We start from the raw sequence: 22,619 nt of genomic DNA, 5'->3' as shown, positions 1-22,619 counted from the left end.
GCCGCCCCACCGTGCCACGCCCCCGCCGCGTGCCCCGCACCCGTAGCCGCCGAGGTGTCCTCCCGTGACCGACCAGCTTGCCCACCCCCGTACGCCGACCGCCGGTCACACGGTCCTCGTCGTGGAGGACGACGCCAGCATCCGCACCCTGCTCACCTCCGCGCTCACCGCGGCCGGGTACGGCGTGCTCAGCGCGGCCACCGGACAGGAGGCGCTGGGCCTGGCCCTCGACCGCCGTCCGCACCTGATCGTCCTCGACGTGATGCTGCCCGACACCGACGGCTTCCGGCTCACCCGCGACCTGCGCGCACGGGGCGTCTACACCCCGGTGTTGTTCCTCACCGCCCGCGGTGACGTGGAGGACCGGATCATCGGCCTCAGCTCGGGCGGCGACGACTACGTCACCAAGCCCTTCCACATCCAGGAGGTGCTGCTGCGCATCCGCGCCATCCTGCGCCGCAGCAACGCCCCGGCCTCCGTCACGGGCACCGCCCCCGCCCTGCGCTACGCCGACGTCACCCTGGACGAGGCCACCCGCGAGGTACGCCGCGGGGACCGCCCCGTGCGGCTGTCGCCGACCGAGTTCCGCCTGCTGGCCTGCCTGCTCGCCCACCCGGAGCGGGTGCTGGAGAAGGCGGAGATCCTCCAGCAGGTGTGGCAGTACGACTTCTCCGGCGACACCCGCATCGTCGACACGTACATCAAGAACCTGCGCCGGAAGATCGACCGGACGCCGCCCGCCCTCGTCCACACCGTGCGGGGCGTCGGCTACTGCCTGCGCCTGCCGCGCGACGAGGCGCCGGAGAACGCCCGATGAGCCGGCGACCCCGCCTGCCCGGTCGTCCCCTCCTGCTCCGCCGCCCCCGCCGGTTCCGCCGCCCTCGCCCCCGGTCGCTGCGCAGCCGTCTCGTCCTGATCGCCTGTCTGCTGGCCACCAGCGCCGTGCTGGTCTGCCAGCTGGCGGGGCTGACCGTGCTGCGCGGCTGGCTCACCGACCAGGTGGACGACCGCCTCTCCCACTTCCGCCCGCCGGACCGCGTCACCCGGGACATGGCCGAGGACCGGCTGCGCCCCCCGCCACAGGACCACACCCTTCCCTCCGACTACCGCGTCTTCTTCTACGACGCCGACGGCGCCCTGCTGCCCACGTCCCTGGGCAGCGGCAACGGCGCGGGGCCCCGGCTGCCGGAGCGGGAGGCCGACCTGGATCTGGCCGACGGGCGCCCCGCCACCGTCCCGGCCGACGGCGACGAGGCGGACTCCGGCTGGCGGGTGCTCGCCCACGCGGGCCCCGACGGCACGCGTACGGTGGTCGCCCTGCCGCTGGACACCGTGGACGGCGCCACCACGAAACTGCTGTGGCTCAGCCTGGGACTGGGCGTCGCCGTGGCCGTCGGGGTGATCGCCCTCGGCAACGGAGCCGTCCGTCTGGGTCTGCGCCCCCTCACCCGTGTCGAGCACACGGCCCAGCGGATCACCGACGGCGCCCTCGAACTCAGCGTGCCCGTGCCCGATCCCGACACGGAGGTGGGACGGCTGGGGCTGGCCCTCAACACCATGCTCGACCGCCTCCGTACCGCGCTGCGCCGTGCGGAGAACTCCGAGCAGCGGCTGCGGCACTTCATGGCGGACGCCGGACATGAACTGCGCACCCCGCTGACCGCCGTGCAGGGCTTCGCCGATCTGCTGCTGCACGAGCCGGACATGCCGGCCGCCCGGCGTCAGGAGGCGCACGCCCTGATCGCGCGCAACGCCGAGCGGATGAGCCGGCTCGTCGACGACCTGTTCCTGCTGGCCCGCCTCGGCGACTCGGCCCCGGCCCACCGGGAACCCGTCGACCTGCTCTCCCTCACCGCCGACGCCATCGCCACCACCGCGATCCGCCACCCGGACCGCTCCATCACGCTGGAGCCCCTGGAAACAGGGGGTGCCCCGGACCCGGCCCCGGATCTCGCCGTGGTGGAGACCCCGGGCGACCCGCACCAACTCGCCCAGGTCCTCGGCAACCTGCTGACCAACGCCTGTACGCACACCCCGCCCGACAGCCGTGTCCGGGTCCGCGTGGGCGCCGCCCGCGTCCGGACGGCGGGCGCGGACTGCCTGGGCAGCGGTCCGCCCCTGCCGCCCGGCACGCCCGTGTGCGTGGTCGAGGTGGCCGACGACGGCCCCGGCATCAGGCCCGACGAGGCCCCGTACGTCTTCGACCGCTTCTACCGGGCGACCCCGGCGGCCGAGGAAGGGGAGGCGGGGACGGGCCTCGGTCTCGCCATCGCCGCGGCCATCGCCACGGCACACGGCGGCCGTCTCGAACTCGACAACCGGCCCGGTGAGGGCTGCGCGTTCCGCCTGCTCCTCCCCGACTCCACGCCGGCGCCGGACGACGACCGGCGGGGGTGACGGCCGGCTGTCAGGCGGCGGGGCCCGTGACGAGGTCGCCGTCCTCGTCGTAGGGCCAGGCGTTGGCCACGCAGCCGTTCAGGCCCTTGATCTGCTGCATCATCACGGGCGCGAGCCGCCCCTCACCGCCGCAGGTCATGTGGGAGTGGCCGAGGAAGTGGCCCATCTCGTGGTTGATGATCAGCGCGCGGTAGTCGTGGATCGGCCCGTCGAAGGTGGGGGAGCCCTCGACCCAGCGCCGGAGGTTCACCACCACGCCGCCCGGCACCTCGCAGTTGTACTCGCCCCCGGTGTCCTGCCCGATGCCGTCCCAGCACAGGGCGTCCGCCGTGGCGGGGGTGGCGATCCTGATCGAGAGGTCGTGCGGGGCGCCCGCGCCGACCAGTTGGAACGCGTTGTCGGGGTCGTGGGTCCAGCCGCGCGGGGCGCCCAGGATGTCGGCGATCTCCTCGGCCGCCTCGGACGGCGAGACGTCGAGCCCGTCCTCGACCTCTACGACGTACCGCAGCGGCCGGGACCCCTCGCCGACCGTCTCCCCGCCGGACCGCGCGGTGACGAACGTGCCGCTGCCCTGCTCGGGCACCTCGATCGTGGTGCGGGTCGGGGAGGGGGAGGGCGCCGGCGTCGGGGGCGGTGTGGGTGTGGGGGTGGGGGTGGCTCGAGGGGGCCGGGCGTCCGGAGCGCTCTGCTGCGAACTGCCCCGGTCCCGCAGTTCGGCGCGCAGGAAGGCCGCCGTACCCAGCACAGCGATGGCGAGCAGGACGGTCGGCAGCACGCGGCGCCGTCCACGGGAACGTATGCGGCGGCGGGTGGACGGCCGTCGTCCGCGGGTGCGGCGGGCGGCCGCGCGGCCGCGGGTGGGGGGTGCGGATTGCCTCTCTCGTACCGAACGCATGACAGGTCAATCTGGTCATCCCAGTTGATCGCGATGAGCCCGTGAGGTCACGGAACGGTAACGGCGGCCGGGCGTCCGGCGGTTGAAGGCGACGGGTGACCGGACCTGCCGTCCACCCGCCCTGCTTAAACTGCCGCAATGCCACGGATCCTGATCGTCGAGGACGACTCCATCGTGCGGCAGGCCGTGCGTCTGGGCCTGCGGCATCAGGGGCACGAGGTCGTCGCGGTGGAGACGGGCGAGGAGGGGCTGGAGCAGCTCCACGCCGTACGTCCGGATGTCGTCGTGCTCGATCTGATGCTTCCCGGCATGTCCGGCCTGGACGTGTGCCGCCGGATCAGGGAGCGCGACCAGGTGCCGATCATCATGGTCACGGCCCGGGGCGACGACATCGATGTCGTCGTCGGCCTGGAGACGGGGGCGGACGACTACGTGGTGAAGCCCGTGCGGGCGCGGGTCCTCGACGCGCGCATACGCGCCGTCCTGCGCCGGCAGGACGCGTCCCCGCCCGACGGCACGCGGCCCCGGCCGGAGACGCACGGAGACCTGGTCGTCGACCGCGCCGGGCTGGTGGTGACCCACCGGGGCGAGCCCGTCACCCTCGCCCCCTCCGAACTGCGCCTGCTGCTCACCCTGTCGGCGTCCCCGGGCCAGGTGTTCAGCCGCCAGCAACTGCTGGAGGCGGTCTGGGAGCACGGCTACCACGGCGACATACGCCTGGTGGACGCCTGCGTGAAGCGCCTGCGCGGCAAGCTGGGTGAGGGCAGGAACCCGCGCTACGTGCAGACCGTACGGGGCTTCGGCTACCGCTTCGGCACGGGCCGCGCGTGAACGGCGCCCGGTCCGCGGAGCCCCTCTCCGCTCCTCGCCGTCTCCACCGCGCCGTGGTGTCCCGCATCCCGCTCCCCCTCCGCGGCCTGCGCTCCCGCCTGCTGATCTCCTTCGTCCTCGTCGCCATGGCCAGTGCCCTGGGCACCGGCGCCCTCGCCTTCCGGGAGGCGCGCACGGGGGTGCTCCAGCAGAGCCAGGACTCCGTGATCAACCGCTTCCGCGCGAGCGTCGAGGCCATCGCGCCCGCCGTCCCGCACACCCCCGCCGCGTCGGACCTCCAGTGGACGGTCAACCAGATCATCCACGACAACCGGCAGTCGGGCTGGCGGGTCATGGCCACCTACGGCGACCTGCGCGCGTACGCCCCCACGCCCCGCTTCACGCAGCCCAGCCCCGAGATGCTCCGCTCCGTGCGGACGCGGCGCGCGGCGGTGTTCCAGCGGATGAACGTCGACGGCAGCCCGCGTCTCCTCGTCGGCATGCCGATGACGTACACGACGGACGACGACGAGGTGCCGCGCCTCTCCGGGGTGGTGATGTACCTGGAGGTGCCGCAGACCGCGGAGGAGGGGTACGTCGAGGCGATGGTCAGCGGCATCGAACGGGCCACCCTGGTGGCGCTGTGCCTCGCCGTCGTCCTGGCCCTGCTGGCCGCGAGCGGAGTGCTGCGCCCCGTACGGGCCCTGCGCGGGGCGACGCGCAGGATGGCCGCCGGGCATCTCGACGTACGGCTGAAGGTGACCGGCTCGGACGAACTGGCCGAGCTGTCCCGCTCGTTCAACGAGACGGCGGCGGAACTGGAGCGGACGGTGGCGGAGTTGCGGCGCCTGGAGGCGCGGGGTCGCCGTTTCGTCGCGGACGTCTCCCATGAACTGCGCACCCCGCTGGCGGCGATGACAGCGGTCACCGATGTGCTGGACCAGCGGGTGGAGGGTGAGACGGGTGAGGCGCTGCGGCTGGTCAGCGAGGGGACGCAGCGGCTGAGCGTGCTGGTGAACGACCTGATGGAGATATCCCGCTTCGACGCGGGGGCGGCGGAGTTGCACCGGGACGACATCGACCTGGCCGAGTCCGTCCGCCGCACGGTCGCCTCCCGCTGGCGCCCGGAGGACGTCGAACTGCGGCTCCCCGCACCGGGCGGACTCCGCGCCCGAGTGGACCCGCGCCGGCTCGACGTGGTGACGGCCAACCTGGTCGGCAACGCCCTGCGCCACGGCGAACCGCCGGTGAGGGTGAGGCTGGAGGCGCGGGGCGGAGTCGCGGTCCTCGAAGTCACCGACAACGGCCCGGGCATCGCTCCGGACGCGCTGCCGCACATCTTCGAGCGGTTCTACAAGGCGAGCACGTCACGGGCGAGGAGCGCGAGCGGGAAGGGCGGCGGGGACGGGGACAGCAGTGGCCTCGGCCTGGCGATCACGGCGGAGAACGTGCGCCTGCACGGTGGCCGCATCAAGGCGGCGAACCGCGAGGGCGGAGGGGCGGTGTTCACGGTGGAGCTGCCGCTGGACGTGGAGGACGAGGGAGGCGGGGAATGAGGCGGCTGACTGCTACGGCGTTGCTGCTGGTGCTCACCGGGTGCGGAGTCCCGACGTCCGACGTCATCGAGGCGGGCTCGCCGGCGAGCGGAATGCCGGGCCCGGCCCCGACGGAGGCCGCGGCGGAACCGGCGACGGTCCCCCTCTTCTTCCTGACGGAAGGCGAGCTGACGGCGTACCCGCGCCCGGCAGGCGACGCGGCCGACCTGACTTCCCTGATCCGCCTGCTCCTGGAGGGCCCGAACGAGAAGGAGGGGGCGACGTCCGCGACGACGGACCTCCCACGCCTGGCGGGCGCCCCGTCGGTGACGCTGACGGACGGCGCCACGATCACGGTAACCCTCCCGGACACCCCGACACCGGTGTCCCGCACGGCGCTCCTCCAACTGACCTGCACGATCCACTACGCCGCGACGCCCTTCCCCCAGCCCTCGGGTGAGACTCCCCGCCTCCGGGTGACGGGCACGGGCTGGACACTGACGTCCCCGACAACGGCGTGCCCGGCGAAGCCGTGGGCGGAGACGGGGGCGTTCGACCGCTGAGGCGGCCCGGTGTCAGTGCCCGTTGCTGGCGTCCGGCGCCATGTGGTCGAAAGAGACGGTGGCCGGCAGACCGGCGTGGCGGCATGTTCCTTCAGGAGTGGTGTTCCGGGAGGTGCCGGGCGGGGCGTTCCGCATGGGTCTGTCCGACGAGGAACTGGACGCGCTGCGCGCGATAGACGAGGCCGAAGCCTCGGACGAGTCCCTTGAGCACTTCCTCGCCGCTGCCGGGCTCATGCGCCCCGTACGGGAGGTGAGGGTGGAGCCCTTCCTGCTCGCCCGCCACCCGCTGACGGTCGCACAGACACGGCACTGGCTGCCCGACTACGAGGACGACTTCGCCGAGTCCGGCGACACCGTGGCCCGCGTGACGGACGACCACCTGAACGCCGTACCGGCGGCTTTGCCCTTCCGGCTCCCGAGCGAGGCGGAGTGGGAGTACGCGGCCCGCGCGGGCACGACCACGCTGACCTTCCGCGGCAACGAGATACCGGACGAGGACGAGATCCTGCTCGCCTTCGCCGACGAGAAGCGAGTGGCCGCGTCCGAGAACGCCTTCGGGCTGTCGGCGATGGGGTGTGCGAACGAGATGTGCGCCGACGTGTGGACACCGAACTTCGAGGATGCACCGTCAGACGCAGGCCCCCGCACGGGCGACGGCCCCCGAGCGGTCCGCGGAGGCGGCGGCGACCTCTCCGCATGGCAGGGCTGTGACGAGTGGCTGCTCATGCTCTCGGCATTCCGAGCGGAGTACGACATGTTCACAGCGATCCGCCCAGCGGCCCCCCTGCCGGTCACGGGCGACAGCTAGGCCCTCACCTCACCGCGCAGAGCAACACCCGCACGACGTCACGCCATACGCTGTGTCCGCTGAACGCCGTCATGGCCAAGGGGGGACTATGGAGGAGCAGCTTCGAAAGCTCGTCGACCGCTACCGCGGCTGCGAGCAACGGCCCGTACGCTTCCGCCCGAAGACGTGGCGCGCACGACTCGAGGCACACGGTGCCGCGCACGTACTGGATGTCGGCGTCGCCTGTACGACAGGGACGAGCGGCGACCGTCTCATCGACCGGGGTGACCTGGCCCGCCTCCGTGACGCCGTGGACGACGACCCGGGGAGTCTGCGCGACCTGTTCGTGGCGGTGATGATCTGGGGCTCCGGCACCACGAACGGACGCGGACCGCGATACACGGACGCGGCATTGTCCGACGGGCGGCTGCCGGACGTGCTCCGGAGCACGCGGGAAGCGGTGCGGGAGGGGGACCTGAGCGAGGCGTACCGCCGCTTCGGCCTCAAGGGGGTTCGGCGTTCCTTCTTCACGAAGTGGTTCGCAGCCGTGGACGACCGCGACGGTGGAGAGCGGGCCCTGATTCTCGACAACCGAGTCATCCGGTCGCTCAACGCCCTCGGCTGGACCAGCTGGCAGGCCGCCGGCACCCGCCGCTTGCCCCTCCGGTACGCCGCATACGTCAGTGCCATGCATGGATGGGCGCCGTCGCTGGGGGTGCCGGCGGAACGGTTGGAGTGGATCCTCTTCGAGGTGAACGGCCACATCGACGAGGCATGCAGCCGTACGCCCTGACGCGAACGTGAAACGGCTGCTACACCCGGGCTCCGACCACACCTCACCGCCCGACTGTCACAGGTTCTTCACATCAACATCATCATATGAACACCTTAGGTATGCTCCGGATGCTTCATCCGCACCACTGAGGGGGGACCTCATGCTCATCCGGCGCACCCTGACCGCTGCCGCGACCACCACCGCCGTCGCCGCGCTCGCGCTGACCGCGGCGATACCGGCGCACGCCGCCGAGTACTCCTCGGCGCTCAAGATCAAGGGCATTCAGTACGACGCCCCGGGACGGGACTCCAACAAGTGCTCCGGCGGGAACACGAAGAACGAGTACCTGACGATCAAGAACTACTCGAAGAAGTCGAAGATCAACCTGAAGGGCTACAAGGTCAAGGACAAGGCCGGCAACACCTTCGTCTTCAGGTCGAACCACATCCTCGAGCCGGGTGACTACGTCCACCTGCGCGGCGGCCGGGGCACCGACTCCGACGGCAAGAACGTCGTGTACCGCCAGAACTGCAACTTCATGTGGAACAACGACAAGGACACGATCTACCTCTACAAGCCGGGCGGCTCGCCCTCCGACATCCACGCCTACACGAAGAAGGCGCACGACAAGGACGGCAACGGGTACATCAAGTACCACGGCTGACGGCACACCGAGGGCCCGGAGGGGCCGGCCCAGCACCTACGGGCCGGCCCCTCGTGCCACCATCTGCCGGACGACCGGGACTCGGTCCCCCTTGATCAGCGGCTCGGCTTCATGACGTGCCCGAGGGCGATGAGACCTACGCCGATGACTGTGACGGTCGGGTGGTTGAGTCCGCTGAGCGCAACCAGCAACGCACCGGCTCCCCATAACCTCGGCTGCCGCACACTGCGTTGCAGCCACCGGCCTGGCACACGGCCCAGCAAGAGACCGTGAATGCCCAGCACCGCGCATGCTGTCCACAGCGTGAACACAGCCACGGCTCCAGCCAGCACCACGGTCGAGAACGCCGTCCCCACCGCTCACCCCCCCATGTGGTCAGCCGGACGCACCGCCGGGTGCCGGCGGTACTGACGTACCTGCGGGCGTGACCACGACGCTCAGCCGGCGACGTCGACCCCGTACCCGCGGGCGAGGGCGTCGAGCCCGTGGTCGTAGCCCTGCCCGACGGCCCGGAGACGCCACAGCGGGCCACGGCGATAGATCTCGGCGAGGAGCAAGGTGCGTTCGGTGGTGGCGGCGTCCAGGGTGGCCCGGGCCACGGGCGCCCCGTTGCTGCCGGGTGCCGCGCCGACCTGGATCGCGCCGACCGTGCCGAAGGTGGCGGCACCGTCGATGGCGGCGGCGACGACGATCTTCCGCGTCGCGGGCGGGAGGGACGCCAGGTTCAGGGCGATGGTCTGCTCGGCGGGCCCACCGGTGAGCAGACGCACCGTGCCGGCGGGGTTCTCGGGGGCTCCGTAGAACACGAAGTCCTCGTCGAAGGCGACCTGTTCGTCCTCGTCGAGGAGGAAGGCGACCACGTCGATCTCGCAGTCGGACTGCGGGGCCCAGCCGGCGGTGACGTACCACTCCGGCGCGGGGCCGCCGTGCGGCATGGGCAGATCGACGACACCGCCCCTCGGCAGCACCTGCGGGTCCTGCTTCCGGGAGGCCGACGGGGACCGGTCCGCTGTGGTGGGTGCGTCCAGCCAGTGCGGCTCGCGCACAGGGAGTTCGAGGGCGTTGATGCGCTTCATACGGCGGTCCTTCTCCCCGCCCGGGAGGAGTACGACGTCGGTCACGCTGGCGGAGAGGTTGATGGCAGAGGACCCGCCCAGCTCGACGACCCGGACGCGGGCGGCGACGGCGTCGGCGTGGACACCGCCGAGCACGAGCACCCGATGCCCGGCGAGGGGCTTGTCCGCGGCGCGGGCGGAGGGCTGCGGGCGGCGGGGTGAGGGGACGGCCGCCACGGGTTCCGGCGCGGCGGCCTTGTCGGAGGCGGGCACCGCTTCCGTGACCGAGCCCTGGTCTCCCCGCGGGGCGGAACGCGCGGCCGAAGCCTCGTGCACGTCCCCCGGCCGTACGTCGTCGAGCAGCCGGAGGAAGGTCGGCTCGTCGATGACGGGCACGCCTTCGGCGAGGGCGCGTCGGGCCTTGGCCGAGGTGGAGGTCGGGTCGTTGGTGACCAGCACACTGGTGTGCCGGCTGACGGAGGTCATCATGTTCAGCCCGGCGGCGACGGCCCGCCCGACCAGCTCGGCGCGCGCGTGGGCGGTCTCACCGGTGATGGCGACCTTCATCCCCTGCCGGAGGGGTCCGCCGGGCGTGAGACGGCCCGGGTTGCGGTAGGCGCAGGGCGTCTTCGGCGGGCTGGGGGTGAACTGGGACTCGGCGCGGGGCGGGCAGGTCACCAGCGGCAGGGGTAGGTCGAGCCGCGCCGCTTCTCGCAGGGAGGCCCGCAGCACGCCGGCGAGCACGCGGGTGTCGTCGAGTGCGTCGTGGGCGCGCTGCCGGGGGATGCCGTAGTGGGCGGCGAGGGTGCCGAGCTTCATGTCGTCGGTGGGCGGGTCCACCTGGCGGTTCAGGGCGACGGTGCACAGCCGCTTCGACACCGGGAGCCACATCCGTGCACGGGCGAACTCGTGGGCGAGGAAGTCGTGGTCGAACTGGGCGTTGTGGGCGACGAGCACCCGGTCCTGGAGCATCGCCCCGATCCGCCCGGCCACCTGGTCGAAGGCGGGCGCGCCCTGCAGCAGCTCGGGGGTGAGTCCGTGCACGTCCACAGGACCCGGGTCGCACCCGGGACTGACGAGCGTCGAGAACTCCCCGGTCTGCTCACCGTCGGGTCCCATCGTGATCACGGCGACGGACAGCACCCGGTCCCGCCGCGGCACGAGCCCCGAGGTCTCCACGTCGACCAGGGCCCAGTCGTAGGCGTACTCGCCCGTGACGGGCACATCGGGAAGAGGGGAGACGAGACTCATGGCGCACAGCATGATCCGATATGCGGCGGTCCTTCAACCTAGATGGTGATATCCGCTCAGGGGCGTCCCGCGCAGGTCCGGGCCGAGTCGAACAGCCGGCGCTCGATCTCGTCTGCGCCGACGTCCCGCCCGAGCCGCTCGCCCTCCTCGGCGGCCCAGCGGACCATGATGCGGTCGGGAATATGCGGTTGATCCACACGATGAGTGACTGTTTCGGCCGTCCGTTGGTGGGGACCCGCACCGCACGCCGCCGGAGCACCGAGGCTTCGTCCGGCGGACCGGGTGAAAGAACCGGAATGACGTGGTTCAAGGGCCCGCACAGTCGTTCAAGGGCCCGCACATGGGAACCGGCCAGGCGCCGGCAGGAAGTACAACCGGGCGCTGCGGGACCTGATGGCCGGCGAGAAGGCGACGCCGAGCTTCATCGTCTCCCCCGAGCTGGGCCTGGACGAGGCCCCCACCGCCTACGGACACTTCGGCGCCCGTGACGAGGGCTGGACGAAGGTGGTGCTGTACCCCCGACGGACACAGCAACGGCGACAGGAAGTAAGCGACGACCGGTATCCGGCCCGGTTCCGGCCCGGGGCCGGGCGGGCCTCCTTCGGCGGCGGCAGGCTGCCGGGGATGCGGATCACGCGGACACGGACATTGCGGAGCCGTCCACCACGGGTCCTCCCGTCCGAAGTGGCTCGTCTCCCGGTCACCCTCCGCGCACGTGAGGAGCACTGATGACAGCAGACACCCGCTCCACCTCCCGCCTGCGAAACGATCCGCTCGTACGCGGCCTCGGCTGGGCCAGCGCGCTCCTGGGCGTGCCCCAGGTCGCCGCCCCGGCGGGCTTCGCGCGGGCCCTGGGCGTGGGCGACGCCCCCCGGCACCGGTCGGCCACGACCGCAGTCGGCGTGCGCGAACTCGCGGCGGCGACCGGGCTGCTGGGACGGCCGCATCCCGTCTGGCTCTGGGGCCGTGTCGGCGGCGACCTCATGGATCTGACGATGCTCGCCCGGGCCTTGAAGAACCACAACGGTCGCGGCCTCGGACGCACCGTCGCCGCGACGGCCGCGGTCACCGCCATCACCGCCACGGACGTCTATGCGGCTGTGACCCGCACCCGTAGGAGCACCCCCATGGAACTGACCGCGGCCACCACCGTCACCCGATCCCCGGAGGAGGCGTACACCCTCTGGAAGGACCTGGAGCGCCTCCCGGACTTCATGGCGCATCTGGACGAGGTGCACGTGACCGGCCCCCGCACCAGTCACTGGCAGGCCAGCGCACCGTTCGGCAGGACAGTCGAATGGGACGCCGAGATCACCCAGGACGTCCCCGGCCAACTGATCGCGTGGCGGTCGGTGGGCGATGCCGACATCGACAACTCCGGCGAAGCCCGTTTCGTGCCGGCCCCCGGTGGCCAGGGCACGGAGATACGGGTGTCCCTGCGCTACGAACTGCCCGGGGGACCGCTGGGCAAGGCGGCGGCGCGCTACTTCGGCGAGGAGCCGCACCAGCAACTGGACGACGACCTTCGCCGCTTCAAGCAGGTCGCGGAGATCGGTGAGGTCGTCCGCTCCGAGGGCGCACCCGGCGGCAAGCGCGCCCGGGGCGAGTTCCCGCAGCACCCTGCCCGGCCGCTGACCGAGGACGAACTGAAGGAGGCCCTGGCATGAAGGCCACCTGCTGGACGGGACGCAACACGGTCGAGGTGCAGGACGTCCCCGACCCCTCGATCCTGAACAGCCGCGACGCCATCGTGAAGATCACCTCGACGGCGATCTGCGGCTCCGACCTCCATCTGGTCGACGGCTACGTGCCCACCATGGAGAAGGGCGACATCCTGGGCCATGAGTTCATGGGGGAAGTCGTCGAGGTCGGCCCCGGCATCAGCGACGGCACAGTGCGCGTCGGCGACCGGGTCGTGGTGCCCTTCCCCATCGCCTGCGGCGCTTGTGCGTCCTGCCGCGCGGAGCTGTATTCGTGCTGCGAGAACAGCAACCCCAACGCGGGCATCTCGGAGAAGATGTTCGGTCATCCCACCTGCGGCATCTACGGGTACTCGCATCTCACCGGCGGCTTCGCCGGCGGCCAGGCCGAGTACGCGCGGGTGGTGCTCGCCGACACCAACGCCCTGAAGATCGAATCGGACCTGACCGACGAGCAGGTGCTCTTCCTGTCCGACATCCTGCCGACCGGTTACATGGGCGCCGACATGTGCGACATCGAGCAAGGCGACGTCGTCGCCGTCTGGGGCGCCGGGCCGGTCGGCCAGTTCGCCATGGACAGCGCCCGGGTCCTGGGAGCGGAAAAGGTCATCGCCATCGACAGGGAGACCTACCGCCTCGACATGGCCGCCGCCCAGGGCTACACCACCATCGATTTCGAGGACACCGACGTACGGTCCGCCCTGCTCGAACTCACCGGCGGCCGCGGCCCCGACAAGTGCATCGACGCGGTCGGCATGGAGGCCACACACGGCGCCTCCCACGTCCAGTTCTACGACCGTGCCAAGCAGGCGGTCCGCTCCGAGACCGACCGGCCGCACGCCCTGCGCCAGGCCATCATGTCCTGCCGCAGCGGCGGCGTGGTCTCGGTCGTCGGCGTCTACGGCGGGACGATCGACAAGTTCCCGGCGGGTGCCTGGATGAACAGGTCACTGACCCTGCGGACCGGCCAGTGCCACGTGCAGAGGTACATGCGACCGCTGCTGGGCATGATCGAGCAGGGCAAGATCGACCCCACCCGGATCATCACCCACCGGCTGCCCCTGACCGAGGCACCGACCGGCTACGACCTGTTCAAGAACAAGAAGGACCACTGCGAGAAGGTCGTCCTCACGCCGTGAGGGAAGCACCGATGCGCTGCGGGGACGCTCACCCCGCAGCGGCCGTGAGCCCAGGCCGTTGTCGCTCTGCGTGACGCAGGCCCCACCCTGGGGCGTCCCCTCGTGGACCGGCTGAAGGGATCGGAACTGCATCACCTCAAGGAGCTGAGGCCGGGGTCAGGTGGCCGGTCCGAGATCCGGATCATCTTCGCCTTTGATCCGACTCGTTCAGCCCTGCTACTCCTCGGGGGAGACAAGGCAGGAAACTGGGAGCGCTGGTACCGCGACAACGTTCCTCTGGCTGAACAGCTCTACCGCGACTACACCGGTGACACGGAGGACTGAGGAGTAAGCATGCCCAAGAAGACCCCGCAGGACTGGGAGACCCTGGAGCAGGAGCTGTACTCGGCCGGTGTGGATCCCGCTGAGGTGGAAGCCGGTTCACGTCGACTGCTGGCGGAAGCCCGTGGTCATCAACTCGCTGAGACGCGCAAGCAGTACGGGCTGGCCCAGAGGGATGTGGCTGCCCGTATGGGTGTGAGCATCGCTCGCGTGTCCCAGATCGAGCACGGCGAGGGCGCCACTCTCGATGTCATCGCACGTTACGTCGAAGCGCTCGGTGGCAGGTTGGACTTGGTTGCCGACTTCGGTGATCACACGCTGCGGATGCCGGCAAGTGGTGATCAGGGCAGTGCGGCGGCGTAGTCGGCCCGAAAGCTTTGTGTGCGGTGCATGCGACGCACCGTCCGGCAGCGTTTTCCGGGGAACATCAGGCTGAGGGCTCTCCCGTTCGTTCTTGCATAGCTTGACGTGAAACCGCAGGTCAGCGGTGTGCACTGGCGTGAGGAGCAGTGGTTGACGGGCCTCAATTGAGCACCCGTTCCCTCCGTGTGCCCCATCTTCGAGTGCACGAGGGTACGAAAAGCACCGAAGAGTCAGAGACGAAGAACAAACCCCAGGTCGCTGACCTGGGGCTTCTCATGGAGCGGGTGACGAGAATCGAACTCGCGCTCTCAGCTTGGGAAGCTGAGGTGATCTACGGGCAATTGCCCGGCTGACCTGGGCGGGAGCGCCGCCGGCGTCCGATTGTGCGTTGGACCGGTACCCGGTGTTCCCCGTGGTTCCCCGCACGATCTGGCACGGATCTGGCACGTCCGCCTTCTACGGACGGCAGAGCCGGACTCGTTGATGTCAGCGTTGGATGTCAACGAAAGAGCCCCGGAACTGGGCATGCCTCCAACGGTTCCTCGGGCCGGTCCGCCCACCTCCACCACGTGTGCCGATCGGCGCACCGCCAGAGGGACCGGCAAGATCTCTGGCCGTCATCGTCCCGTCCGGACAGCACGAGACCGCCCCACTTCAGGGGCTGGCTGCACTCGGGACAGGGCGGGGAGTCGTCGGCCATACGACGACCCTAAGTGGGGCCGTCTATCGGTTGATCGGAATCTCGTAGACGATCTCGCAGAGCGTGGCGGGCACGACGATGTCCGCGGTCTCCACGGGGCGGCCCTGGTCGCTGTAGTAGGTCCGCCGGATGTGCGTGATGAGCGCGCCCTTCTGGATGCCGAGGAGTGAGGCCTCCTCGGCGGTCGCCTGCCTTGGCTCCGGCTGCTCCACGGCGTGGCTGACGGTGACGCCGATCTCCGCCATGCGGTTCACCACCCCTGCCCCGGCGTGCGGTCCTCCCTCAGGGAGGACGACGAGCGTGCCGCCGGTGAGGTCGTACGGCTCCCAGCTCGTCGACAGCTGCACCGGCCGGCCGTCGGCAAGGAACTCGTACGACGTCCGCACGCACAGCTCACCTTCGGCGATGCCGAGACGCGTGGCGATCTCCGCCGGTGCCGGGACCTTGGCCTCGGTCCGGCTCTCCCAGTCACCCTGCCTGCCCACGGCCTTCATGTCCGCCCGGAACGGGGAGCCGCTGAGCTGTTCCCGCGCGGACGACCGGACCACGCGCACGCGCTGCCGTGGCTCGGCGACGTAGGTGCCGGAACCGGCGCGGCCTTCGAGTACGCCTTGGGAGATCAGCAACTCCTGCGCCCGGCGGACCACGTTGTCGCCGACGCCGTACTCCTGGCCGATCTGGGCGCGGGAGGGGAGTCGGTCCCCCGGTTCCCACTCGTGCTCCGCGATCCGCCGCCGTAGCTCGTCGGCGATGCGGAGATAGGGCGGTTGCTCAGACATATGGAAAATCTAGTCCACTAGCTCTAATCTAGTTAACTAGCTTCACTCAAAGTGATCCCCGCTAACCGGAGGACTGCCCTGTGCCTGCTTCCAAGGAGCGCGCGGAGGCCATCGCAGCCCGGTTATCGGCCGTCGGGCTCGCCACGCGCGTGGAGGAGCGCGACGACTGCACGGCCATCGAGGCGGAGGTGCCGGAACCACTCTCCGCCGAGTCATGGCGAGCGGTTCTGAAAGCGGTGGCCGATGCCGACCGCTTCGGCCTCCTCGCCACCAGTTCGAACGACCGCACCCTCTGGGCGGTCGTACGCAAACGGTCCCCGCGACGGGCGATGTCGGGGGACCGGGTCATCAGCGATAGGGGCTGAACACCGTGCTCAATCGTATCCGCGGTACCGTCTCGCGCCTCAGAAGCCGTTGTCGTACCGTTCTCGGGACTTGGTGATCGAACGGTCGTCCCGATCGGGTGGTCGTGGTGTGCTCGGCGCATGAGAGGAGGGCCTCCTGAACAGCTCGCTGGTGTCGAATCACCGAGCATCAGGAGGCCCTGGTGTCGCAGTCTTGCGTGCCGATGCCTGTGCAGTCCACCGCGGGCACCCGGGAGTGTGACTGTCTGGCTCACCGGTTCGGAAACGCTGTCGACCATGCGCTGCACGAGCGCCGTTACCCGAGTGACATGACGGACGCGGAGTGGGCGGTGGTGCGGCCGCTGCTGCCGGAGCCTGGCTGGATGCGCGGCCGGGGCGGGCAGCCGGAGGCGTACTGCCACCGGGCGATGCTGGACGCCATCGCCTATCTCGTGGACAACGGGATCAAGTGGCGGGCGATGCCGGCCGACTTCCCGCCGTGGGACCGGGTCTACGCGTTCTTCCGCCGCTGGCGCGACCACGGCCTGGTCCGGGAGTTCCACGACCGGCTGCGCGGGCAGGTCCGCGAGAAGGCGGGGCGGGATCCCCGGCCGACGGCCGGGGTGATCGATTCGCAGTCGGTCAAGGCGGACGCTGTGGTCGGCGCCGACAGTCGTGGCTTCGACGGCGGGAAGCTGGTCAACGGCCGCAAACGGCACGTCGTGGTCGACACCCTCGGCCTGCTGCTCGGCGTCATGGTCACCGGCGCGGATGCCGGCGACCGGGCCGCCGCCCGCGTCCTGCTGGAACAGGTTGCCGCTGCCCACCACCGCCTGGCCCTCGTCTGGGCCGACGGCGGCTACACCGGCAGCCTCGTCGAGCACTGCCTGGCCACGTTCGCCCTGGTGGTGGCGATCGTCAAGCGCAGCGACAACGTGAAGGGGTTCGTGGTGCTGCCCAAGCGGTGGATCGTCGAGCGTCTGTTCGCGCACCTGATGCGCAGCCGCCGCCTGGCCCGCGATTTCGAGCGCCGTGTCACCAGTGCCGAGGCGATGATCTACTGGTCGATGACCGCCCTCATGATCCGTCGCCTGGCCCGGCCGCACCGGGAGCGAGGGTGAACTGTCCGGGAGTGGGCTCGGCCAGCCAGCCCCGGGCGACCAGGCGTTTCGCCTTCGACCGCAATGCCTTCACCCGTGCCGGCACCACGTCCATGCCGAACCCCGCGGCCATTTCCTGGCACGTCACAGGCCCCTGCTCCAGACGGGCCCGGTCCGCGACTGCTTGAACGATCCGCTGGTAGTCGACCGACAGCACCGACGAGGCCATCCCCGCACGCCACACCGGCACCTGCGATTTCGGCCGGGCCGCATCACGGGATGTCGGCCACCCGCCCGCTTCCCGCGGACCGGCAGCGTCCTGAACGCCGGCACCGGCGGCTCCGGCGGCTCCGGCGGGAGCCAGAACCGTGTCGACCCGCCGCCGGGCGATCAACCACTCCCGCAATTCCTCCTCGGCCGCGGCCAACTCGGCCTGGACGCGGTCGGCTTCCTCACGAAGCCCGTCGACCCGGCGTCGAGCAGCGTGTTCCTGTTGTTCCAGCAGTCCGATGATCGAGGGCATTCACGGCCTCCCACGGAACGACAACGTGACAGGCCACTACTTTCACGGACCTACCGCACCCATCCACGACCTGCGGAAACCCACTGATCACACTCGGAAAGACAACAGCTTCTCAGGGAGCGGTACCTCCACAAGGGCCGGCACCGCCGCTCCGAAACCCCTGCGCGGCCGGTCGCCGTGTACCCGGAAGTCGGTTACGGCGCAGTGCTGTTCCTGCATCGGCACTGCGAGCACACGGGCGTTCTCGTGGGGGAGGAGACGGCGCTCGTCCGCCCGTACGTAGTGGCAAGTGAGGCGCGAGCACGGCACCGCTCGGAGGCCGTGAGGTGCGCTCCCCTCGCCGGCCCTTGGTACGCCTCGGCGGGTGACCGCTGATGCCTTCCCGCCAACAGCCCCACAGCACCCAACCCGTCCCCGACTCCTACCGGTCGACCTCCTGCTGCATCGGCACACACAACGCCTGCGCGGAGTCGTCTCCGCTCACCGCACCGGTCGACGTGCCGGTGATCTATGAAGCCTGCGCCTGCTCGTGCCACACCATCGCCAAGTCCTCAGTACCGACAGAGGCGGCACGGTGAGGGGGCCGGCACTCAGCGGCGCGGTGCTCTCCCCTGTCGAGATCACCTCGGCCAGCGTGCAGCTCGGCGACGTCATCCAGGTCGGGGGCCAGCAGTGCCGGGTGACCGACCTCTTCCAACTGCCCGGCGGAGCTAAACGACTCGTGTTCGACTCGGGCGAGCTGCTGACCATCCACACGGGGACCCGGCTCATCGCCCTGCGGCTCGTGCGAGTGAGAGGCGGTGATCCCACCCGTGCCCTCGCGACGCGACGCCATCGCCGATGACCTCCGGGACCGGATCGTCACCGGCCGACTCAAGCCCGGCGAACGCCTGCCCTCCGAGGCGCACCTGGCCGCGCAATACATGGTGAGCGCCCCGACGCTACGAAGCGCCCTCGCCGTACTCCAGGCGGAAGGCCTCGTCGAGAAGACTCACGGTAAGGGGAACTTCGTCCGCCGTCCGCTCCACAGGATCACGTACGTCGGCGGGAGGCGAACTCCGGACGCGCACAGCATGGATCTTGCACCCCTGAGCGTCACCGTCCACACCACCAGGGTGCGGGCCTGCGGGTATCTCGCGTCCCTGCTGAAGATGCCGACCGGCAGCCCTCTGGCCGAGATCCTCTGTCTCGCCCATGAGGACGAGAGACCTCACAGCCTGGCACGCATCTACGTCCCTTGCGACCTGGCGCCGGCCGCCGTGCTCCGCGAGCCACTTCCGTACGAGGCGCTGGTGACGCGACTGACGGAGCTCCGCCCGCCGCCGACTGAGGTCCGGGAGGAGATCAGCGTTCGCCTCCCGACATCAGAGGAGGCGTCCACCCTCCGGATCAGCTCTGCCCTGGCAGTCCTCGCCGTCACCCGCCAGACGGTCGACACCACTGGACGCGTGGTCGAGGCGGCCCTCCTGGTGCTGCCCGGAGACCGCGCCGACGCGGTGTTCACCACTCACTACGTGATCGACGAGAGGCCGACGAAAACATGACGACGTCGAACGAACTGCGGCTCCTCCCCTGGACGGGACCTGATGGCAAGCCGTGCTTCCTCAGCACCGATGACAGCGGCGGCTACATGTCCCGCCTGGCCGACAACATCGAGTCAGTACAACTCGGCACGGCAACCGAACTCCTGGACTACGCGATCGACATGCTCACCGCCGACATGACCCCGGACGACATGCGGCTTCTGGCGAAGAACCTGACCGGAGCCCTGAGGGACACGCTCCGCGTGGCAACCAGCAGGGGTCACCGTCTGAGCAGCCGGTCTACTGATCACAGGTCCGGCTGACCAGCGGTGACGCGGTGACACCGAGGGAGGCCACCCAGCACGACGACGGCGAAGGCGCTGACCTCATCCACGAGGTGCTCGCGCTTGCGCTCGTCACTGCCAGGAACAAGCTCCAAGATCTCAAGCACTCGGATCAAGGAACGCCACAGGAGCGTGAGCAGCTCACAACCGTACTGTCGGCGCTCGAAGGCGCACTCATGCTGGGCTTGACCCTCGGCGCGTACACCGAACAGCCACTTCCCCCAGCCGAGCTTCCTGCTGCCTAAGAGGTCCTAACAAAGGCGTTGGACGTGCCGGTGGGTGATCAGGCAGGTCGCGAGGCCCAGGAAGGCTTCGTGGATGTCGTCGCGCCGTTCCCAGCGGACGCGTAGGCGCCGGAAGCCGTGCAGCCAGGCGATGGTGCGTTCGACGACCCACCGGTGCACTCCGAGCCCCGAACCATGAGGGGTGCCGCGGCGGGCGATCACCGGCTTGATGCCCAAAGCCCACACGAGCCGACGGTACTTGTCGTGGTCGTAGCCACGGCCGCCGAGCACCACGTCGGGCCGCCGATGCGGCCGCCCGACCAGGCCCGCAACGGACGGGACCTTGGCGAGGAGGGGCAGCAGTTGCGTGACGTCGTTACGGTTGCCGCCGGTCAGCGACACCGCGAGCGGGACGCCCTGACCGTCGACGAGGACGTGGTGCTTGCTGCCCGGACGCGCACGGTCGACCGGGCTGGGTCCGCTTTTGGGCCTCGTCGAGCGGCCCGCACATGGCTGGAGTCGATCACCGCCCGAGACCAGTGGAGCTGCTTCGCAGCCCGCAACTTCTGTAGCAGGACGACGTGAAGGCGGTCCCACACGCCGGCCTCGTTCCAAGCGGCCAGCCGCCGCCAGCACGTCATGCCAGAGCCGAAGCCGAGCTCCTGGGGCAGGTACTCCCACTGGATGCCGGTGTGCAGGACGAACAGGATCCCGCACAGAGCCTGCCGGTCAGGAACCCTCGGCCGCCCGGCGACCAACTTCGGACCCGGCTCCGGCAACAACGGCTCGATCAGCGACCACAGTTCGTCCGACACGATCCACGGACGAGAGTTCCTCTTCCCCACGAACAGAGCAACGAGCATCTGAGCCGACAGTCACACCATCAGCGACTTCTGTTAGGACCTCTAAGAGAGGCCGGTACCAACAGCCCGCACACGCTGGCCGTGTGAACGCATCTGATCCGGGACCAGAACGGCGCAAAGCCTCAGGGGAACCCTGGGGCTTCGCTGCTATGGCTAGGGGCGCCTGGCCGGGGGGCGCACCGGTTCCATGAATGAGAGCTGCTGCGGCGTCCTGAAGCCGGAACGGCACAGGTCACTGATGCAGGCTTTGCGATCTGGTCTCATCTTTATCAGGTCGATCCTGGGGTCTCTGATCGCCTGCGCCAACTGCCAGGTACGCCCCGGCTAGCCGACCGTCAGGGTTCAGCACTGACCGCCGATCTTCGTGGCTGTTGGTGTCAGCCGATGGTGTCAGACAGGAGCGGCGTATCGCGACCGTCGCCCAGGTGGATGCCCTCGCTGAAGCGGTAGGCATGCGGTGGCGGCTCATGGTCTACCTCGGCGCGTATGGTCCGATGCGACCGGAGGAGTTGGCCGGCCTCCGGCGCCGGGACGTCGACCTCGACAAACTTCGCGTCCACCTTCGGGCGGAAGTGGCGGCGGGCGCGAGAGGTCGTCGGGATGCCCGTGGGCTTCCGGTTCTACGACCTCCGCCACACCGGGCACGCGCTTTCCACGCGCTCCGGTGCCACCCTCAAAGACACGATGGTCCGTGCCGGGCAGTCCTCGGAGAAGGCGGCGCTGATCTACCAACACTCCGACGACGAGCGACAGCAGGAAATCGCTGCGGGACTCGACGCGACTGTCCGCAAGGCACGTCAGGCTGCGCGGGAAGCTGCGGCCGTGCCGGACACGCCAGAGCGCTGACTCGCCAGGGGGCAGGGCTTTGGGTGCCTGGGGAGACAAGAGGGTAGTCAGATGCTAGCGAATGCGGATAGCAGAGTGTCGGTTCGAAGGTGGAGTTCAGGCGTCTCGATCCCTGTGACACTGACGGACATCACCTCGCTGCCGACAGAGCGGGCGAAGCTGACTTCCAGGGTGGCGCTCATGCCGGCGAGCGGATACGAGTACCAGCCGTCGGACTTCTCGTCGTCGGTGTCCCGGACACAGGTTTCGATGGTGTCCCAGTCGGTGTCGTCGAATGCATAGCCGACGTAGCGGGACAGCAGCTCCACGAAGGCACGCAGGTTGCGATCCATGATCCATCCGGCGATCTGCTTGCTCATGTCCTCCCCCAGCGATCCAGGCAATCAGTGTTCTGGCACGCATCTGGCCCGCGGCGAGTGATCACAGCGGACAGCAAAACGGCCCAGGTCTCTGACCTGGGCCTTCTTCATGGAGCGGGTGACGAGAATCGAACTCGCGCTCTCAGCTTGGGAAGCGAGGGCGCTTCACGGGTGAGACCACCTCTCACCTGCGGCTACGTATTCTGGAGCGGGCTTTCGGCTACCTGTTCCGCGCCGCTGTTTACCGTTGTTGTCCGGTCGTATGGGCACGCTGTGGGCACGAGGCTGGTCGGCGCTGCTTCGCGGAGGGCCGCTGGGCACTTGGCGATGAGGAATGCCTGGCGGGGGAGCACTGCTGCCACGGTGACTTGCGTGTGCACACTCCTAACCGAGGATGCCAAGATCACAAAAAGCGTCTCTTTGGGTACAGACTTCGATCTTCGCCGCAGGCAGCCTGGGGTTCTGGGCGAGGAGGCGGCCGATGTGGTGGATCGGGATGGGGCTCGGAAGCGTCGCGGGTGTTGTGGTCCTGCGCGTTCTGCTCCGGCAGGTCCGGGGGCTGTTGCTGGACATCGGTGACTTGGTGTGTGCGTGGACCGAGGTTTTTGTCGAGTATCGGCAGCAAGGCGGGCCGAGGGGGTGGATGCTGCGCTGCCCGCTATCGGTGTTCCGGCGTCGCAGAGGCTCCGAGGCGCTTGCGTAGGCTCAGGTAGACGATCAGCGTGATGCCATGGTCGGTCTGAGCGGCCCCGTCTTCGC

At 69.9% G+C, this 22,619-nt stretch carries 23 protein-coding genes and 3 pseudogenes; 19 read left to right on the top strand and 7 right to left on the bottom strand.

Translation table 11 applies throughout. From position 1 onward, the window contains the following. Nucleotides 1–64: 64 nt before the first annotated feature. Entirely contained in the window at nt 65–817 is a 753-nt protein-coding gene (locus ACQY0Z_RS06270; RefSeq protein WP_189897681.1) for a response regulator transcription factor, read from the top strand. Beyond that, nucleotides 814–2,397 (top strand): HAMP domain-containing sensor histidine kinase, encoded by a 1,584-nt coding sequence (locus ACQY0Z_RS06265; RefSeq protein ID WP_439811938.1) that lies wholly within the window; start codon nt 814–816, stop codon nt 2,395–2,397. The genes ACQY0Z_RS06270 and ACQY0Z_RS06265 overlap by 4 nt, the downstream gene beginning before the upstream one ends. 10 nt (nt 2,398–2,407) lie before the next feature. Here ACQY0Z_RS06265 and ACQY0Z_RS06260 read toward each other — a convergent pair whose 3' ends face one another. Further along, entirely contained in the window at nt 2,408–3,172 is a 765-nt protein-coding gene (locus ACQY0Z_RS06260; RefSeq protein ID WP_189897677.1) for a DUF3152 domain-containing protein, read from the bottom strand. Between the two features lie 258 nt (nt 3,173–3,430). On the opposite strand from ACQY0Z_RS06260, the gene ACQY0Z_RS06255 reads away from it, so the two are divergent. The 6 genes from ACQY0Z_RS06255 (at nt 3,431) to ACQY0Z_RS06230 (ending at nt 8,426) form a co-directional block, all read left to right on the top strand. Next, the gene (locus tag ACQY0Z_RS06255; protein ID WP_189897675.1) at nt 3,431–4,123 is read left to right on the top strand and encodes a response regulator transcription factor; all 693 of its coding nucleotides are present in this window, start codon (nt 3,431–3,433) and stop codon (nt 4,121–4,123) included. 53 nt (nt 4,124–4,176) lie between these two features. Further along, nucleotides 4,177–5,658, top strand: coding sequence for a sensor histidine kinase (locus ACQY0Z_RS06250; protein ID WP_189897758.1), 1,482 nt, complete (start codon nt 4,177–4,179; stop codon nt 5,656–5,658). Further along, nucleotides 5,655–6,200 (top strand): hypothetical protein, encoded by a 546-nt coding sequence (locus tag ACQY0Z_RS06245; RefSeq protein WP_254587331.1) that lies wholly within the window; start codon nt 5,655–5,657, stop codon nt 6,198–6,200. Before ACQY0Z_RS06250 ends, ACQY0Z_RS06245 begins: the two co-directional genes overlap by 4 nt. A gap of 100 nt (nt 6,201–6,300) precedes the next feature. Next, nucleotides 6,301–7,008: a formylglycine-generating enzyme family protein gene (locus ACQY0Z_RS06240; protein ID WP_439811937.1), complete on the top strand. Its 708-nt coding sequence runs from the start codon at nt 6,301–6,303 to the stop codon at nt 7,006–7,008. Nucleotides 7,009–7,096: 88 nt separating this feature from the next. Further along, a complete protein-coding gene (locus ACQY0Z_RS06235; protein ID WP_381727666.1) occupies nt 7,097–7,780 on the top strand; it encodes an 8-oxoguanine DNA glycosylase OGG fold protein in 684 nt (227 codons plus the stop codon). A 142-nt stretch (nt 7,781–7,922) separates the two neighbouring features. After that, nucleotides 7,923–8,426 carry a lamin tail domain-containing protein gene (locus ACQY0Z_RS06230; RefSeq protein WP_028959550.1) on the top strand — a complete coding sequence of 168 codons (504 nt, stop codon included), beginning with the start codon at nt 7,923–7,925 and terminating at the stop codon, nt 8,424–8,426. Between the two features lie 437 nt (nt 8,427–8,863). Here the strand turns inward: ACQY0Z_RS06230 and ACQY0Z_RS06225 are convergent, their stop codons facing one another. Further along, nucleotides 8,864–10,732 (bottom strand): TerD family protein, encoded by a 1,869-nt coding sequence (locus ACQY0Z_RS06225; protein ID WP_439811936.1) that lies wholly within the window; start codon nt 10,730–10,732, stop codon nt 8,864–8,866. A 56-nt stretch (nt 10,733–10,788) separates the two neighbouring features. Then, nucleotides 10,789–10,929, bottom strand: a complete 141-nt coding sequence (locus ACQY0Z_RS06220) for a hypothetical protein (RefSeq protein WP_439811935.1) — start codon at nt 10,927–10,929, stop codon at nt 10,789–10,791. A gap of 531 nt (nt 10,930–11,460) precedes the next feature. Here ACQY0Z_RS06220 and ACQY0Z_RS06215 point away from each other — a divergent pair. The 4 genes and pseudogenes from ACQY0Z_RS06215 (at nt 11,461) to ACQY0Z_RS06200 (ending at nt 14,255) form a co-directional block, all read left to right on the top strand. Next, nucleotides 11,461–12,399, top strand: a complete 939-nt coding sequence (locus ACQY0Z_RS06215; protein WP_189897666.1) for an SRPBCC family protein — start codon at nt 11,461–11,463, stop codon at nt 12,397–12,399. Beyond that, nucleotides 12,396–13,571 (top strand): zinc-dependent alcohol dehydrogenase, encoded by a 1,176-nt coding sequence (locus ACQY0Z_RS06210; RefSeq protein ID WP_439811934.1) that lies wholly within the window; start codon nt 12,396–12,398, stop codon nt 13,569–13,571. Before ACQY0Z_RS06215 ends, ACQY0Z_RS06210 begins: the two co-directional genes overlap by 4 nt. Before the next feature lie 51 nt (nt 13,572–13,622). Continuing rightward, nucleotides 13,623–13,895 (top strand): annotated as a pseudogene (locus ACQY0Z_RS06205) (type II toxin-antitoxin system RelE/ParE family toxin); the annotation flags it as partial. Nucleotides 13,896–13,904: 9 nt separating this feature from the next. Continuing rightward, complete coding sequence (locus ACQY0Z_RS06200; protein WP_019524234.1) at nt 13,905–14,255, top strand: helix-turn-helix domain-containing protein; 351 nt, start codon at nt 13,905–13,907, stop codon at nt 14,253–14,255. Nucleotides 14,256–14,978: 723 nt separating this feature from the next. Here ACQY0Z_RS06200 and ACQY0Z_RS06195 read toward each other — a convergent pair. Further along, nucleotides 14,979–15,734, bottom strand: a complete 756-nt coding sequence (locus ACQY0Z_RS06195; protein WP_189897663.1) for a GntR family transcriptional regulator — start codon at nt 15,732–15,734, stop codon at nt 14,979–14,981. 80 nt (nt 15,735–15,814) lie between these two features. Between ACQY0Z_RS06195 and ACQY0Z_RS06190 the strand changes: the two are divergent. Then, nucleotides 15,815–16,092, top strand: a pseudogene (locus ACQY0Z_RS06190) (hypothetical protein). Between the two features lie 315 nt (nt 16,093–16,407). Continuing rightward, nucleotides 16,408–17,199: an IS5 family transposase gene (locus tag ACQY0Z_RS06185; RefSeq protein WP_189905111.1), complete on the top strand. Its 792-nt coding sequence runs from the start codon at nt 16,408–16,410 to the stop codon at nt 17,197–17,199. Here the strand turns inward: ACQY0Z_RS06185 and ACQY0Z_RS06180 are convergent. Further along, the gene (locus ACQY0Z_RS06180) at nt 17,156–17,701 is read right to left on the bottom strand and encodes a hypothetical protein (protein WP_439811933.1); all 546 of its coding nucleotides are present in this window, start codon (nt 17,699–17,701) and stop codon (nt 17,156–17,158) included. The genes ACQY0Z_RS06185 and ACQY0Z_RS06180 overlap by 44 nt on opposite strands. A gap of 574 nt (nt 17,702–18,275) precedes the next feature. On the opposite strand from ACQY0Z_RS06180, the gene ACQY0Z_RS06175 reads away from it, so the two are divergent. From ACQY0Z_RS06175 to ACQY0Z_RS06160, 4 genes are read left to right on the top strand one after another with little or no spacing between them, the layout of a single operon-like run. Then, nucleotides 18,276–18,545, top strand: a complete 270-nt coding sequence (locus ACQY0Z_RS06175; RefSeq protein WP_189897660.1) for a hypothetical protein — start codon at nt 18,276–18,278, stop codon at nt 18,543–18,545. Further along, complete coding sequence (locus ACQY0Z_RS06170) at nt 18,514–19,245, top strand: GntR family transcriptional regulator (RefSeq protein ID WP_189897658.1); 732 nt, start codon at nt 18,514–18,516, stop codon at nt 19,243–19,245. The genes ACQY0Z_RS06175 and ACQY0Z_RS06170 overlap by 32 nt, the downstream gene beginning before the upstream one ends. Next, complete coding sequence (locus tag ACQY0Z_RS06165; protein WP_189897656.1) at nt 19,242–19,547, top strand: hypothetical protein; 306 nt, start codon at nt 19,242–19,244, stop codon at nt 19,545–19,547. Before ACQY0Z_RS06170 ends, ACQY0Z_RS06165 begins: the two co-directional genes overlap by 4 nt. Before the next feature lie 14 nt (nt 19,548–19,561). After that, complete coding sequence (locus ACQY0Z_RS06160) at nt 19,562–19,813, top strand: hypothetical protein (RefSeq protein ID WP_189897654.1); 252 nt, start codon at nt 19,562–19,564, stop codon at nt 19,811–19,813. A 6-nt stretch (nt 19,814–19,819) separates the two neighbouring features. Here ACQY0Z_RS06160 and ACQY0Z_RS06155 read toward each other — a convergent pair. Continuing rightward, nucleotides 19,820–20,655 (bottom strand): IS5 family transposase gene (locus ACQY0Z_RS06155; RefSeq protein ID WP_439811932.1). Its coding sequence is split into 2 segments (ribosomal slippage): nt 19,820–20,305 and nt 20,308–20,655, totalling 834 coding nucleotides; the frame shifts between segments, so codons are not numbered across the junction. Nucleotides 20,656–21,053: 398 nt separating this feature from the next. Here ACQY0Z_RS06155 and ACQY0Z_RS06150 point away from each other — a divergent pair. Further along, a pseudogene (locus tag ACQY0Z_RS06150) lies at nt 21,054–21,501 on the top strand (tyrosine-type recombinase/integrase); the annotation flags it as partial. Nucleotides 21,502–21,548: 47 nt separating this feature from the next. Here the strand turns inward: ACQY0Z_RS06150 and ACQY0Z_RS06145 are convergent. Then, the gene (locus tag ACQY0Z_RS06145) at nt 21,549–21,860 is read right to left on the bottom strand and encodes a hypothetical protein (RefSeq protein ID WP_189897650.1); all 312 of its coding nucleotides are present in this window, start codon (nt 21,858–21,860) and stop codon (nt 21,549–21,551) included. Between the last annotated feature and the right edge of the window lie 759 nt (nt 21,861–22,619).

The sequence above is a fragment of the Streptomyces sp. P9-2 genome (assembly GCF_051903975.1).
Lineage (GTDB): Bacteria > Actinomycetota > Actinomycetes > Streptomycetales > Streptomycetaceae > Streptomyces > Streptomyces cellulosae.
This window is presented reverse-complemented; position numbering and strand designations above follow the sequence as displayed.